The organism is Pantoea sp. Seng (assembly GCF_009829935.1).
GTDB lineage: Bacteria > Pseudomonadota > Gammaproteobacteria > Enterobacterales > Enterobacteriaceae > Pantoea > Pantoea communis.
Genome location: NZ_SZZV01000002.1, coordinates 141,354 through 155,493, shown reverse-complemented (window position 1 = coordinate 155,493; position 14,140 = coordinate 141,354). Strand labels below are relative to the sequence as shown.

Here is a 14,140-nt window from a genome sequence, read left to right as displayed (position 1 = left end):
CTTAACCTACGACCAGGTTAAGCAGTTTGCCAGGGACATAAATCACTTTACGAAGTGTGACGCCTTCCAGATATTTCGCCACAATGTGCTCCTGCGCAGCACGCGCCTGAACCTGCTCCTGCGTAGCATCCGGCGCAACGGTAATCTTGCCGCGCACTTTGCCATTCACCTGTACAACGACCAGCAGTGAATCTTCCACCATCGCGGATTCATCCGCAACCGGCCAGCTGGCTTCATCGACACTACCTTCTCCGCCCAGCGCCTGCCACAGAACATAGCTGGCGTGCGGCGTGAACGGATAGAGCAGACGAACGACCGCCACCAGCGCTTCCTGCATCAGTGCGCGATCTTGATCGCTCTCCTGCGGGGCACGAGTCAGCTTGTTCATCAACTCCATGATGGCAGCGATAGCGGTGTTGAATGTCTGGCGACGACCCACGTCATCGGCCACCTTGGCGATGGTTTTGTGCAGATCGCGACGCAGCGCTTTCTGATCGTCGTTCAGTGCATTGAGGTCCAGCGCCACGGTGGCACCTTTCGCTACGTGTTCGTAGGCCAGTTTCCACACGCGCTTCAGGAAGCGGTTCGCACCTTCTACACCCGATTCCTGCCATTCCAGCGTCATTTCTGCTGGTGAAGCAAACATCATGAACAGACGCACGGTATCGGCACCGTAACGTTCAACCATCAGCTGTGGATCGATGCCGTTGTTTTTCGACTTGGACATCTTGCTCATGCCGGCATAAACCACTTCGCGGCCTGCGTTGTCGACAGCCTTAACAATACGACCTTTTTCATCGCGCTCAACGCTAACATCAACCGGAGAAACCCAGTTACGCTCGCCGTTCGTGCCGGTGTAATAGAACGCATCGGCCAGAACCATACCTTGACACAGCAGACGTTTGGCTGGCTCATCAGAGTTCACCAGGCCCGCGTCACGCAGCAGCTTGTGGTAGAAGCGGAAATACATCAGGTGCATGATGGCGTGTTCGATACCACCGACATACTGATCTACCGGCAGCCAGTAGTTCGCAGCGGCAGGATCCAGCATGCCTTCGTTGTAATTGGCACAGGTGTAACGTGCGTAATACCAGGACGATTCCATAAAGGTGTCAAAGGTATCGGTTTCGCGCAGCGCTGGCTGGCCGTTAACCGTGGTTTTCGCCCACTCAGGATCGGCTTTGATCGGGCTGGTGATACCGTCCATCACCACATCTTCTGGCAGAATCACTGGCAGCTGATCTTCTGGCGTTGGCATCACGGTGCCGTCTTCCAGTGTCACCATTGGAATTGGCGCGCCCCAATAACGCTGACGGGACACACCCCAGTCGCGCAGACGATAGTTGACTTTACGCACGCCGACGCCTTTCGCCGCCAATGCATCAGCAATGGCGTTGAAGCCCGCCTGATGATCCAGACCGTTGAACTCACCCGAGTTGAACAGCGCGCCTTTATCGGTCATCGCCGCTTCGCTCAGATCAGGCGTTGAACCATCCAGATTCAGGATTACTGGTTTGATGTTCAGGTTGTACTTAGTCGCGAACTCCCAGTCACGCTGGTCATGGCCTGGAACAGCCATCACTGCGCCGGTGCCGTATTCCATCAGGACAAAGTTAGCGACCCAGACTGGGATCTCTTCGCCCGTCAGCGGATGGATAGCAAACAGGCCGGTGGCCATGCCTTTCTTCTCCATCGTCGCCATATCTGCTTCAGCCACTTTGGTGGTGCTGCACTCTGCGATGAAGTCAGACAGCGCAGGGTTGCTGGCCGCAGCCTGGCGCGCCAGTGGGTGGCCAGCTGCCACAGCAACGTAGGTGGCACCGAGGAAGGTGTCCGGACGTGTGGTGTAAACCGTTAATTTCTCTTCGCTGTACGCCACATCGAAGGTGATTTCCACGCCCTCAGAACGGCCAATCCAGTTACGCTGCATGGTCTTGACCGTTTCAGGCCAGTCTTCCAGCTTATCCAGATCGTTGAGCAGTTCTTCCGCGTAAGCGGTGATTTTCACGAACCACTGAGGAATCTCTTTGCGCTCTACTTTGGTGTCACAGCGCCAGCAGCAGCCGTCGATAACTTGTTCGTTAGCCAGTACGGTTTGGTCATGCGGGCACCAGTTCACCGCTGAGGTCTTTTTATAGACCATGCCTTTTTCATACAGCTTGGTGAAGAACCACTGTTCCCAGCGATAGTACTCTGGCTGGCAGGTCGCCAATTCGCGGCTCCAGTCATAGCCAAAGCCCAGCAGTTTGAGCTGGTTCTTCATATATTCGATGTTGTCATAAGTCCATGGTGCGGGCGCGGTGTTGTTTTTTACCGCAGCGCCTTCGGCTGGCAGTCCAAACGCATCCCAGCCAATCGGCTGCAGGACATTTTTACCCAGCATGCGCTGATAGCGCGCAATCACATCGCCGATGGTGTAGTTACGCACGTGGCCCATGTGTAGGCGGCCAGAAGGATAGGGCAGCATAGAAAGGCAGTAGTATTTCTCTTTGCCTTCCTGCTCGGTCACTTTAAAGGTTTCGTTTTCGTCCCAGTGCTGTTGGACGCGGGATTCTATCTCTTCCGGGCGGTATTGCTCTTGCATGGCTGCCTGTGGTCCTTTATGAAAATCGTTAACCCTGAATAGTTCACGTCACAGGCAGGCGGCAAAGGTGTGAATACGCTCGCGCTTAACGAAGTAAGCGACGGCGTGAACACGTGCAGCCAACGCACCTGCGACTTGAAGTATGACGGGTTCGCATACATTTAGATCCGCATAGCATACCCATAAGGCTCTTCCTCAACAACATTTCACGCCCCGGCTGAGCGGATTTCTACTCAATGCGCCGCCGCTTTCACCCTTTTGCGATTTACTCCGCTTTCGTCACGGCAAATATGACAGAACAGCTAAACTTACTATCAGCTATTCCCGCGGAAAGGAGAACAAAATGAATAACGTGGCGCAGGAGTATCGTGCAACGATAGCGGCATTAACCCAGCGGCTGGAACAGGGCGAGCGTGATGTTGATGCCCTGGTCGCTGAGGCTCGGCAGGAGTTATTAGCGAAAAAGACGCTGACCTCTTCTGAAGTGAATGAGGTGATGCGGGCGGTCAGGCGTGATTTACATGAGTTCGCGCTCAGTTATCAGGAATCTTCAGATGTGCTCGGTGACTCCGTATTCTTGCGCGTCATTCGCGAGAGCGTATGGAAAGAACTGGCGGATATCACGGACAAAAGCCAGTTAGAGTGGCGCGAGGTGTTTCAGGATCTACGACATCACGGTGTTTATCAAAGCGGTGAAGTGGTGGGGTTGGGTAACCTGGTGTGTGAGAAGTGCGGTTTTACCCGGGCGATCTATACACCGGAGAGCTTAACGCGCTGCCCGGAGTGTGGGCACGATCATTTCCAGCGTCAGCCTTTTGAGCCTTGATTTGCGCAAAATCGCGCCGCTGCGTGATTAATGGGGAAACCCCATCCATACAGCGGCGCAATTGAGAGCGCTAATTAATGCAGGATCTTCGCGAGGAAGTCTTTTGCGCGGTCGGACTGCGGGTTATTAAAGAAGTCATCTTTGTTAGTGTCTTCGACAATTTTCCCTTCATCCATAAAGATCACGCGATTGGCCACTTTGCGCGCAAAGCCCATCTCGTGCGTCACCACCATCATGGTCATGCCTTCGTTCGCCAGCTCAACCATCACGTCCAGCACTTCGTTGATCATCTCTGGGTCGAGCGCAGATGTCGGTTCGTCAAACAGCATCGCGATGGGGTCCATACAGAGCGCGCGGGCAATCGCCACACGCTGTTGCTGGCCGCCCGAGAGTTGTCCAGGGAACTTCTCCGCATGCGCAGCCAGACCAACACGCGTCAGCAGCTTGAGACCTTTCTCACGCGCAGCGGCTTTATCACGCTTTAACACCTTGACCTGCGCCAGCACCAGGTTATCGACAATGCTGAGGTGCGGGAACAGTTCGAAGTGCTGGAACACCATACCGACTTTGCTGCGCAGTTGTGCCAGGTTGGTTTTCTTGTTGTTCACTTCGGTACCGTTAACCTGAATGCTGCCTTCCTGCACCGGTTCCAGACCGTTCACCGTTTTAATCAAGGTTGACTTACCTGAGCCGGACGGTCCACAGACCACCACCACTTCACCTTTTTTTACTTCGGTGGAGCAGTCGGTCAGCACCTGAAAGTGACCATACCACTTAGAAACATTTTTCAGGCTAATCATTTAAACCGTCCTCTTTCTTTTCAGATAGCTAACCAACAGCGAAGCGCTCAGGCTGATCACAAAATAGACCAGACCGGCAAACAGAACCATTTCAACCTGGGTACCGTCACGCTCGCCAATCGTCGAGGCGGTACGGAAGAAGTCAGCCAGGCTTAACACATACACCAGCGAGGTATCCTGGAACAGCACTATGCCCTGCGTCAGCAGCAGTGGCACCATGGCGCGGAACGCCTGCGGCAGGATGATCAATTTCATTGATTGCCAGTGCGTCATACCCAACGCGAGCGCAGCATTCGACTGTCCGCGTGAGATGCTCTGGATACCCGCTCGGATGATTTCCGAATAGTAGGCCGCTTCAAACAGTGCAAAAGCAATCATGGCGGAAATCAGGCGAATGTCAGTTTTGGGGGAAAGTCCCAATACCTGTTGCAGTAATGCAGGCACCACCAGATAGAACCACAGCAGCACCATCACCAGCGGGACGGAGCGGAACAGGTTGACGTACAGCTTAGCGAACCAGCGAATCGGCGCGAACGGCGACAGACGCATCACGGCCAGAATCGTGCCCCAGATAATGCCGAACACCACGGCGACGGCGGTAATCTTGAAGGTGATGATCAAGCCATTCCACAAATAGGGCAGGCTGGGAGGAATCGAACTCCAGTCAAACTCGTACATTATTTGCCTCCCAGATTGCCGGGCAGGCGAATTTTACGTTCTACCAAACTCATAATCAGCATGATCACCAGGTTAATACCCACGTAAGCCAGGGTAATGGCGGTGAAAGATTCATAGGCGTGCGCCGAGTAGTCGAGCAACTTACCGGCCTGCGCCGCCATATCCACCAGACCAATGGTCGAAGCGATGGCAGAGTTTTTCACCAGGTTCAGCATTTCCGAGGTCATCGGCGGCACAATCACGCGATAGGCATTCGGCAGCAGCACGTAGCGATAAGTTTGTGGCAGCGTCAGCCCCATCGCCAACCCTGCGTTTTTCTGACCGCGTGGCAATGATTGAATCGCGGCACGTACCTGTTCACAAACGCGCGCAGCAGTGAACAAGCCGAGGCAAATGGTTGAGGAAACGAAGAACTGAATATTGGGATCCAGCTCTGCTTTGAACCACATCCCCAGTTTTTCGCCCACCAGTTCTGGCGCCACCAGGTACCAGAAGAAGAACTGGACGATCAGCGGGATATTACGAAACAGTTCCACGTAGCAGGTGCCAATGGTCGACAGCAGTCGATTGGGCACGGTACGCAGAATGCCGAAGAAGGAACCTACCAGGAAGGCGATAATCCAGGCGCAGCAGGAAACCGCAACGGTAACCTGAAATCCGGACCACAGCCAGCCGAGGTAAGTCGTATTGCCGAACGGGGCCTGTTGTAAAAAGATGCCCCAGTTCCAATCGATACCCATAACGAGCTCCGGTAAAAAAAGGGTAGCGAGGCTACCCATAAGATTGTTGAGCGGTGTCTTGCGTCCTGCTTCAGGGGAACGACCTGTTGCAGTCTGTCTGTCCGCACCGCGTGTTCAGCAATCGAGAGGGCAGCCTGACTGCCCTTGTTTTCATTGTTAATTCAGAGTGCTTTATCGTTTGGTGCTTTGAACAGCGCCTGCATGTCAGAAGACAGCTCGAAGTTCATGTTCAGATTCTTCGGTGGGATTGGCTGTTTGAACCAGGTATCGAACCACTTAGCGGCTTCACCCGAGGTCTGCGCTTTGGCAATGGTGTCATCCATCAGCTGTTTGAACTGCGGGTCTTCTTTACGCAGCATACAGCCATAGGCTTCTTTCGACTGAGGTGTGCCAGTGATCTGCCAGTCGTCTGGTTTCTTCGCTTTAGCACGTTCACCCGCCAGCAGCGCGTCATCCATCATAAAGGCCACGGCACGACCGGTTTCCAGCGTACGGAAAGAATCGCCATGGTCTTTGGCGCTGATGATGCGCATGTCCATTTTCTTCTCATCGTTCAGCTTGTGCAGCAGAACTTCAGAAGTGGTACCAGAGGTCACGACAACGGTTTTGCCTTTCAGGTCCGCGAAATCTTTGATGTCGCCACCCTTTTTCACCAGCAGACGCGTACCGATGATGAAGACGGTATCGGAGAATGCGGCTTGCTGCTGACGTTCCAGGTTGTTGGTGGTAGAACCACATTCAAAATCGTAAGTGCCGTTTTGCATCAGTGGAATACGGTTCTGAGAGGTGATCGGCAGCATTTTTACTTGCAGATCAGGCTTGTTCAGCTTGGCTTTGATCGCCGCTACGATGGCGTTTGAGTAGTCTTGTGAATAGCCAACCACTTTTTGCTGGTTGTCGTAGTAAGAAAAGGGAACTGATGACTCACGATGCCCAACGACGATCACGCCGCTATCATTAATTTTTTTCAGGGTGCCGGTGAGATCTTCCGCCTGGGCCGCTCCCACTGCTGCTCCCAACAGCAGAAGAGATAATGCCACTTTGCGTGTCTGCATGTTCCTACTCCTTTGAATGGATGTTGCGCAGAACATAAACTGCGCAGATTGTGATGTTGTGTGTATTTCGTGCTGCTTTTTTAGTTATCCCTTAGCGCAACTGCGCGCAGGATAGTGATTAACATAGCGAATTGTTAACGCAATGAAACAAAAAAGTTTGTTTTTTGCGAGCCGCTCCGCACCATTTAGAGGCAATAAAAAGCCATTGCGCCGTTTCGGTGCGTGTCAGTGCCAAATAATAGTGCGTGAACATGGCATTACGCTGACAAAACGCTGATGTTGAGAAAATCACTGAAATAAATAGCAATGATCGTGCCAGCACGGTGAAATGCGTGAAAAAGCCAGCAGAGAATCTGGTAAAGCGTAGCCGATGGGAGCGGAAAACAGCGCAAAAAAAAGGCGAAGTGAGCACTTCGCCTGTCAGAATGTGATCGGAGTGTCAGTGGCGACGACGAATAATCGCCAGGACGATGCCGATTAACGTCAGAATCCATACCGGCCAGATGCCTGCTTTGGCATAAGGGGTCTCACCAGTGGTGGGTGTTACCCTGGCTTCCAGCACGTCACGCGTGAACTGCGGGATCTCTTTTTCAACCTCGCCGTTGGCATTCACCACCGCCGTGACACCGTTATTGGTGGATCGCAACAGCGGACGGCCCAATTCCAGTGCACGCATACGCGCCATCTGGAAATGCTGCCACGGGCCGATGGAGTGACCAAACCAGGCATCGTTAGAGACGGTCAGCAGGAAGTTGGTATCAGGACGGAAGTTGGCTCGTACCTGCTCGCCCAACACAATTTCGTAGCAAATGGCGCTGGTAAGATCATAACCCGCCACCTTCAACTGCGGCTGCACATAGGCACCACGGCTGAACGACGACATTGGCAGATCGAAGAACGGCGCCAGCGGACGCAGCAGATCTTCCAGCGGCACAAACTCCCCGAACGGCACCAGATGGTTTTTCTGATATCGGTTATGGCTTTGATAGCTGTAAGGCTGCTCGCCGCCCAGCACAATCACGGAGTTGTAATCGTGGTAGCGGTTATCCCCTTCAACGCGTGAATCGACAATCCCGGTAATTAGCGAGCTGCCGCGCTCGCGCAGTTCGGCATCCAGCGCTTTGAGGAACGGCTGCTGATTGCTTTCAAGGTCGGTAATCGCCGATTCCGGCCAGATAATGATGGGCGCTTTGCCCATATAAGGCTGGCTGTAAGAGGTGTACACACGCAACGTATTCAGCAACTGCTGTGGGTCCCACTTCATCGACTGGGGAATGTTGCCTTGCACCATCGCCACGTCCACGCTGCGTTCCGGCAGCGGCTGATACCACTGCAACATGCGCAGTGGCCATGGCAGCAGCAGCAATACCGCGGCCGCCACCAGGCTCTTCACCGTACGATGATAAAGCGCATGCACCATCAGACCGGCGATCACCATTAACAGGAAAGTGATGGTTTCAACGCCCGCCAGCGGCGCAAGGCCTTTGAGCGGACCGTCGATCTGGCTGTAGCCGAACTGCAGCCACGGGAATCCGGTCAGGATCCAGCCACGCAGAAATTCGCTGATTTGCCACAATGCCGGTGCCGCCAGCACCAGACGCCACAAGGTCGCACGTGGCCACAGGCGATTAAGCACCACCGCAAACAGCATCGGATAAATCGCCAGGTAAGCGGCCAGCAATATCACCAGGAAGATGTTAACCAAGCCAGGCATACCACCAAAGGTGGCGATGCTGACGTAAACCCAGTTAATGCCACTGCCGAACAGCCCAAAGCCCCAGACGAAGCCAATCGCGGCGGCTTGAGGGCTGCGGCGATCCAGTAGCAACAGTTGCAGTCCCGCCAGGGAAACTAATGCGGCAGGCCAAAAATCATAGGGAGAAAAGGAAAGGGTGCCAACGGCACCCGCAATCAAAGCCAGCAGCAGGCGAACCCGCTGCTGCGAGTAGAGAGAGGCTAAAGCCATAAAATTATTCGTCTTCCAGTTGCGGTTGTGGAGAGTCTTCCGGAATTTTCACATGCACCTGGATGATACGGCGGCTGTCGGCCATCGCGACTTTGAATTGGTAACCATCAATGTCGATGCTCTCACCGCGCGCGGGAAGGTGGCCGAATCCCTGCATCACCAGACCGCCAATGGTATCCACTTCATCATCACTGAAGCTGGTACCAAATACCTCGTTAAAATCCTCGATAGGCGCAAGCGCACGTACGGTATAGGTATGGCGGTTTAACTGACGGATATCACGATCTTCTTCATCGTCATATTCATCTTCAATTTCACCGACAATCAATTCGAGGATATCTTCAATCGTGACTAGCCCGGAAACGCCACCGAATTCGTCAATGACAATCGCCATATGATAGCGCTGGGAACGGAACTCTTTCAGCATGCGGTCAACACGCTTACTTTCAGGCACGACAACGGCGGTGCGCAGCACTTTCTCAATGCTGAAAGGTTCAGACGCGCTGCTCATAAACGGCAGCAGGTCTTTGGCCATCAAAATGCCTTCGACGTGGTCTTTATCTTCGCTGATCACCGGGAAGCGCGAGTGGGCGGAATCAATAATGACCGCAAGGCACTCTTCAAGACTTTGGTTGCGTTTAAGGGTGATCATCTGGGAGCGCGGGATCATGATGTCACGCACGCGCTGCTCGGCAATATCCAGCACCCCTTCGAGCATGTCGCGGGTGTCCTGGTCGATCAGCTCTTTTTGCTCAGAATCGCGGATCAGTCCCAGTAGCTCATCACGGTTTTTGGGTTCACCGTGAAAAAGTTGGTTAATTAACAGGGAGAAAAATCCCTTTTTACTACTGGGTGCGTCGCTGTTTTGAGAATGGTCGTCGCTCATGGCGTTTTTATTTCGTTCTCTCTGGTGAGGGAAAGGAACTGCTGGCATCCGCGCCAGCAGCGCAATAACCTGAACCTAAGGGGATCAGGCGTCTTCTTTCTCCGAAATGTACGGGTCAGGATAACCAAGAGCAAGCATTATCTCGGTCTCCAGCGCCTCCATTTCTTCGGCTTCTTCATCTTCAATATGGTCATAGCCCAGCAGGTGTAGCGTGCCGTGGACTACCATATGCGCCCAGTGGGCTTCAACGGTTTTGCCTTGTTCTTCCGCTTCTTGCTCAACAACCTGACGACAAATAATCAGATCGCCCAGCAGGGGCAGCTCAATCCCTGGTGGCGCTTCAAACGGGAAAGAGAGCACGTTGGTCGGCTTATCCTTACCGCGATAAGTCAGATTAAGCTCATGACTCTCCGCTTCATCCACCAGACGGATGGTGACTTCACTTTCCGGCTGGAAAGGCGTCACGGCGGCTTCGAGCCAGCGCTGGAAAGCAGGTTCGGCTGGCAGGCCATTTTCATCGGCACAGGCCAACTGTAAATCTAAAATCACCGCGCTCATGAAGGCTCCTGCGGGCTGGATGGGGCGGCAAGTTGAGACGCCAGCGTCTCACGCTTGCGCTCTTCTGCCAGTTTGTCACGGCGCTTCTGATCGGCTTCTTCCCACGCTTCATAAGCATTCACGATGCGTGCGACAACCGGATGACGCACCACGTCTTCGCTGTGGAAAAAGTTAAAACTGATTTCATCGACTTCCGCCAAAACCTCAATGGCATGGCGCAGGCCGGATTTAGTGCTGCGCGGCAGGTCAATCTGCGTCACGTCACCGGTGATCACCGCTTTGGAGTTGAAGCCGATACGGGTCAGAAACATCTTCATCTGCTCGATGGTGGTGTTCTGACTCTCATCGAGAATCACAAAGGCGTCGTTGAGTGTACGTCCACGCATGTAAGCCAGCGGAGCCACTTCAATCACATTGCGCTCCATCAGCTTTTCCACGCGCTCAAAGCCGAGCATTTCAAACAAAGCATCGTAGAGCGGACGCAGGTAAGGATCGACTTTCTGGCTCAGGTCACCCGGCAGGAAGCCCAGTTTTTCACCGGCCTCTACCGCAGGGCGCGTCAGCAAAATACGGCGGATTTCCTGACGTTCCAGGGCATCAACGGCAGCGGCCACCGCCAGATAGGTTTTACCGGTACCAGCTGGACCCACACCGAAGGCGATGTCATGGTCGAGGATATTAGCCACATACTGCGCCTGATTGGGCGTACGAGGTTTAATCACACCGCGCTTGGTTTTGATGTGAATCGCCTTACCAAACTCCGGCACGCTTTCGGCGGTTTGCTCCAGTACACGGCTCTCTTTGATCGCCAGATGCACCTGGTCCGGTTCAATATCCGGGATTTGGCCACGCACTGGCGCAGTACTCACGTACAGGTCACGCAGAATGTTGATGGCTGCGTCAACGCTGAGCGATCGGCCCACCAGTTTGAAATGGTTGTCCCGGCGGTTGATTTCGACACCGAGGCGTTTTTCCAGCTGCTTCACATTGTCATCAAACGGACCGCACAGGCTCATCAGTCGGCGGTTATCAGCCGGTTCAAGGGCGATTTCACGAGTTTCGATATTCAAATGAATCCTTTGGGGCACTCAGGGCCAGTTGAAGAAGGTGTATCCAATGCTCCATCACAGATTGAGCATCTATACGGAATTATTTATGGGGCAAGGCCCGGCTGCAAGTTACAGAAGCGATATTTGGGCGTTGCAGGTGGAATGCAAGGGGCACGGGATGAAACAGGCGGCAGCACCTTGTGCACTGCCGCGCAAAGTTGGAGTATCAAGGCTGGTAAAGACCGACACCGATGTCATTTTCACGGCGCGTGCGGGCTATCACCGCATCGGGGCTGAGGCTGACACGCAATGCCATTTCATCTTCAGTGCGGATCAGTTTGCCACGCAGCGAGTTGGCATGGACATCGACAATTTCCACGTCAACAAACTTACCGATCATCTCAACAGGCGCTTCGAAGTTCACCACGCGGTTGTTGTCGGTGCGTCCGGTCAGTTCCATGACATTTTTACGTGAGATGCCTTCTACCAGCACACGCTGTGTGGTGCCGAGCATGCGGCGGCTCCACGCCATCGCCTGCTGATTGAGGCGATCCTGCAGAATATACAGGCGCTGCTTTTTCTCTTCTTCCGAAACATCGTCAGGCAAGTCAGCGGCTGGCGTACCCGGACGTGCCGAGTAGATAAAGCTGAAGCTGACATCGAAATTCACGTCGCCCACCAGTTTCATGGTCTGCTCAAAATCCTGCTGCGTTTCGCCAGGGAAACCAATGATGAAATCTGAACTCATCTGAATATCAGGACGTGCTTTCTGCAGTTTGCGGACGATGGCTTTATATTCCAGCGCGGTGTGCGCACGCTTCATCAGCGTCAGGATACGATCGGCACCGCTCTGAACGGGCAAGTGCAGGAAGCTCGCCAGCTCTGGCGTGTCACGGTAGACATCAATAATGTCATCAGTGAATTCAATCGGATGGCTGGTGGTAAAGCGGATGCGGTCGATGCCATCAATGGCCGCCACCAGACGCAACAGTTCCGCGAAGCTGCAGAGCTGGTCATCAAAGGTCGTGCCGCGATAGGCATTGACGTTCTGGCCCAGTAAGTTAACTTCTCGCACGCCCTGCGCAGCCAGTTGCGCGATTTCCAACAGAATATCGTCACATGGACGGCTCACTTCCTCGCCTCGGGTGTAAGGCACCACGCAGAAAGTACAGTATTTGTTACAGCCTTCCATAATGGAGACAAAGGCCGTCGGGCCTTCTGCACGCGGTTCTGGCAGACGGTCAAATTTCTCGATTTCCGGGAAGCTGATGTCAATCACCGGGCTTTTCGTCCCGCGCACCTGATTCAGCATCTCTGGCAAGCGATGCAGCGTCTGTGGACCAAATACAATATCCACGCAATTGGCGCGTTCACGCAGGCGTTCACCTTCCTGCGAAGCGACACAGCCGCCGACGCCAATAATCACGTCAGGATTTATCGCTTTCAATTTCTTCCAGCGTCCTAACAGCGCGAAAACCTTCTCCTGCGCCTTCTCACGGATCGAGCAGGTGTTGAGCAGCAGGACATCCGCCTCTTCAGCGTCCTCGGTCAGGGTGTAACCGTGCGTGCTGTTCAGCAGATCGGCCATCTTTGATGAATCGTACTCATTCATCTGACAGCCCCAGGTTTTAATATGCAGTTTTTTGGTCATCGAACTAGCCATTGATTCAGAGCAGGGAAGTGCAGGGCGCGTATTGTAATGCTTTGCTGCTGTTGTGACCAGCACAGCAGGGGCTGAGATTGTGCAGCAAATTTCCGGTACACTTTATCTATCAACGTGATGACGTGAGCTATCACGACAAGCAGAAGGATTAGAGTCAATGCAGGATTCACATTTTGATGTGGTGGTGGTGGGCGGCGGTATGGTCGGTGCCGCGCTGGCTTGTGGACTGGCACAGCAGCAATTTCGTGTGGCGGTGATTGAACGTGCCGAACCCGCTGCGTTTGATGCAGAAAGCCCGCCCGATGTCCGCATTTCCGCGATTGGAGCCTCGTCGGTAGCACTGCTGCGTCAGTTGAATGTGTGGGAACGCGTGCTGGCGATGCGCTGTGCGCCTTATCGCAAGCTCGAAACCTGGGAGTGGCAAAGTGCACATGTGACCTTTGATGCTGCCTCGCTGGGCTTGCCAGAGCTGGGATATATGGTGGAAAACAGCGTGCTGCAACGTGCGCTGTGGGAAAAGATGCAGGAAGAGGGGATCATGCTGATTTGTCCCGCCAGCCTGCAGCAGCTTCAATCGCATCGTGGCGGCTGGCAGGTCCAGCTGGATAATGGTACCACGCTGGATACGCGGCTGGTGGTTGGCGCGGATGGCGCCAACTCGCGCGTGCGCCAGCTGGCGGGTATTGGCGTCCGTGGCTGGCAATACGCGCAGTCCTGCATGCTGATTAGCGTCGAATGTGAGCATGATGCGGGGGATTCGACCTGGCAGCAATTTACGCCAGAGGGGCCACGTGCTTTTCTGCCGCTGTTTGATCGCCACGCTTCTCTGGTGTGGTATGACGCACCGGCGCGTATTCGCCAGCTACAGGCGTTGCCATTGTCACAGCTTGAAAAAGAGATTCACGCCCATTTCCCGGCACGCGTTGGGCGGGTTCAGGTCAAGAAAGCAGCCTCATTCCCGTTGGTTCGTCGCCACGCTACGCGCTATGTTTTGCCGGGATTGGCGCTGGTGGGTGATGCAGCACACACCATCAATCCCCTTGCCGGACAGGGCGTAAACCTCGGGTATCGCGATGTTGATGCGTTGATCAATACGTTGGTGGAGGCGCGCAGCCAGGCTCAGTTATGGTCATCGGATGCGGTGTTAAAGCGCTATCATCGTCAACGCTATAACGATAATTTGCTAATGCAGGGTGGGATGGATCTGTTCTATTTTGCCTTTAGCAACACGCTGGCCCCATTGCGTTTTGTGCGTAATCTGGGATTGATTGCAGCGGAGAATGCCGGAGCGCTGAAACGTAAGGCGCTGAAGTACGCGTTGGGCTTATAGATGGC

Annotated in this window: 12 protein-coding genes; 2 read left to right on the top strand and 10 right to left on the bottom strand. The window is 54.0% G+C overall.

All coding sequences use genetic code 11. The features are described 5' to 3' along the window. Window position 1 precedes the first annotated feature (1 nt). Window positions 2-2,584, bottom strand: coding sequence for a leucine--tRNA ligase (gene leuS, locus FD737_RS02435; protein ID WP_160832612.1), 2,583 nt, complete (start codon window positions 2,582-2,584; stop codon window positions 2-4). 343 nt (window positions 2,585-2,927) lie between these two features. On the opposite strand from leuS, the gene FD737_RS02430 reads away from it, so the two are divergent. Further along, window positions 2,928-3,410, top strand: coding sequence for a zinc ribbon-containing protein (locus tag FD737_RS02430; RefSeq protein WP_058960798.1), 483 nt, complete (start codon window positions 2,928-2,930; stop codon window positions 3,408-3,410). A gap of 74 nt (window positions 3,411-3,484) precedes the next feature. Here the strand turns inward: FD737_RS02430 and FD737_RS02425 are convergent, their stop codons facing one another. The 9 genes from FD737_RS02425 to miaB all read right to left on the bottom strand — a co-directional run bounded on the left by FD737_RS02425 (window position 3,485) and on the right by miaB (window position 12,793). After that, on the bottom strand, window positions 3,485-4,210 hold the full coding sequence (locus FD737_RS02425) for an amino acid ABC transporter ATP-binding protein (protein ID WP_034829065.1): 726 nt from the start codon (window positions 4,208-4,210) through the stop codon (window positions 3,485-3,487). Beyond that, the gene (gene gltK, locus FD737_RS02420; protein WP_058960797.1) at window positions 4,211-4,888 is read right to left on the bottom strand and encodes a glutamate/aspartate ABC transporter permease GltK; all 678 of its coding nucleotides are present in this window, start codon (window positions 4,886-4,888) and stop codon (window positions 4,211-4,213) included. It abuts the gene before it with no gap. Then, window positions 4,888-5,628, bottom strand: coding sequence for an amino acid ABC transporter permease (locus FD737_RS02415; protein WP_034829069.1), 741 nt, complete (start codon window positions 5,626-5,628; stop codon window positions 4,888-4,890). Before FD737_RS02415 ends, gltK begins: the two co-directional genes overlap by 1 nt. A gap of 161 nt (window positions 5,629-5,789) precedes the next feature. Beyond that, window positions 5,790-6,683 carry an amino acid ABC transporter substrate-binding protein gene (locus tag FD737_RS02410; RefSeq protein WP_160832611.1) on the bottom strand — a complete coding sequence of 298 codons (894 nt, stop codon included), beginning with the start codon at window positions 6,681-6,683 and terminating at the stop codon, window positions 5,790-5,792. 439 nt (window positions 6,684-7,122) lie between these two features. Then, window positions 7,123-8,649 carry an apolipoprotein N-acyltransferase gene (lnt, locus tag FD737_RS02405; protein ID WP_160832610.1) on the bottom strand — a complete coding sequence of 509 codons (1,527 nt, stop codon included), beginning with the start codon at window positions 8,647-8,649 and terminating at the stop codon, window positions 7,123-7,125. A gap of 4 nt (window positions 8,650-8,653) precedes the next feature. After that, window positions 8,654-9,535, bottom strand: a complete 882-nt coding sequence (corC, locus tag FD737_RS02400) for a CNNM family magnesium/cobalt transport protein CorC (RefSeq protein WP_034829075.1) — start codon at window positions 9,533-9,535, stop codon at window positions 8,654-8,656. A gap of 84 nt (window positions 9,536-9,619) precedes the next feature. Then, window positions 9,620-10,093, bottom strand: a complete 474-nt coding sequence (gene ybeY, locus FD737_RS02395; RefSeq protein ID WP_034829084.1) for an rRNA maturation RNase YbeY — start codon at window positions 10,091-10,093, stop codon at window positions 9,620-9,622. Then, window positions 10,090-11,163: a PhoH family protein gene (locus tag FD737_RS02390; protein WP_160832609.1), complete on the bottom strand. Its 1,074-nt coding sequence runs from the start codon at window positions 11,161-11,163 to the stop codon at window positions 10,090-10,092. The genes ybeY and FD737_RS02390 overlap by 4 nt, the downstream gene beginning before the upstream one ends. 205 nt (window positions 11,164-11,368) lie before the next feature. Next, on the bottom strand, window positions 11,369-12,793 hold the full coding sequence (gene miaB / locus FD737_RS02385; protein WP_058960792.1) for a tRNA (N6-isopentenyl adenosine(37)-C2)-methylthiotransferase MiaB: 1,425 nt from the start codon (window positions 12,791-12,793) through the stop codon (window positions 11,369-11,371). A gap of 169 nt (window positions 12,794-12,962) precedes the next feature. Between miaB and ubiF the strand changes: the two genes are divergently transcribed. Then, complete coding sequence (ubiF, locus tag FD737_RS02380) at window positions 12,963-14,135, top strand: 3-demethoxyubiquinol 3-hydroxylase (protein ID WP_160832608.1); 1,173 nt, start codon at window positions 12,963-12,965, stop codon at window positions 14,133-14,135. The last annotated feature ends 5 nt before the right edge of the window (window positions 14,136-14,140 follow it).

What these genes read in the sequence shown, in the direction of transcription:
- leuS (WP_160832612.1), bottom strand. Translation starts at nt 2,584, where the DNA reads ATGCAAGAGCAATACCGCCCGGAAGAGATAGAATCCCGCGTCCAACAG.
- FD737_RS02430 (WP_058960798.1), top strand. Translation starts at nt 2,928, where the DNA reads ATGAATAACGTGGCGCAGGAGTATCGTGCAACGATAGCGGCATTAACC.
- FD737_RS02425 (WP_034829065.1), bottom strand. Translation starts at nt 4,210, where the DNA reads ATGATTAGCCTGAAAAATGTTTCTAAGTGGTATGGTCACTTTCAGGTG.
- gltK (WP_058960797.1), bottom strand. Translation starts at nt 4,888, where the DNA reads ATGTACGAGTTTGACTGGAGTTCGATTCCTCCCAGCCTGCCCTATTTG.
- FD737_RS02415 (WP_034829069.1), bottom strand. Translation starts at nt 5,628, where the DNA reads ATGGGTATCGATTGGAACTGGGGCATCTTTTTACAACAGGCCCCGTTC.
- FD737_RS02410 (WP_160832611.1), bottom strand. Translation starts at nt 6,683, where the DNA reads ATGCAGACACGCAAAGTGGCATTATCTCTTCTGCTGTTGGGAGCAGCA.
- lnt (WP_160832610.1), bottom strand. Translation starts at nt 8,649, where the DNA reads ATGGCTTTAGCCTCTCTCTACTCGCAGCAGCGGGTTCGCCTGCTGCTG.
- corC (WP_034829075.1), bottom strand. Translation starts at nt 9,535, where the DNA reads ATGAGCGACGACCATTCTCAAAACAGCGACGCACCCAGTAGTAAAAAG.
- ybeY (WP_034829084.1), bottom strand. Translation starts at nt 10,093, where the DNA reads ATGAGCGCGGTGATTTTAGATTTACAGTTGGCCTGTGCCGATGAAAAT.
- miaB (WP_058960792.1), bottom strand. Translation starts at nt 12,793, where the DNA reads ATGACCAAAAAACTGCATATTAAAACCTGGGGCTGTCAGATGAATGAG.
- ubiF (WP_160832608.1), top strand. Translation starts at nt 12,963, where the DNA reads ATGCAGGATTCACATTTTGATGTGGTGGTGGTGGGCGGCGGTATGGTC.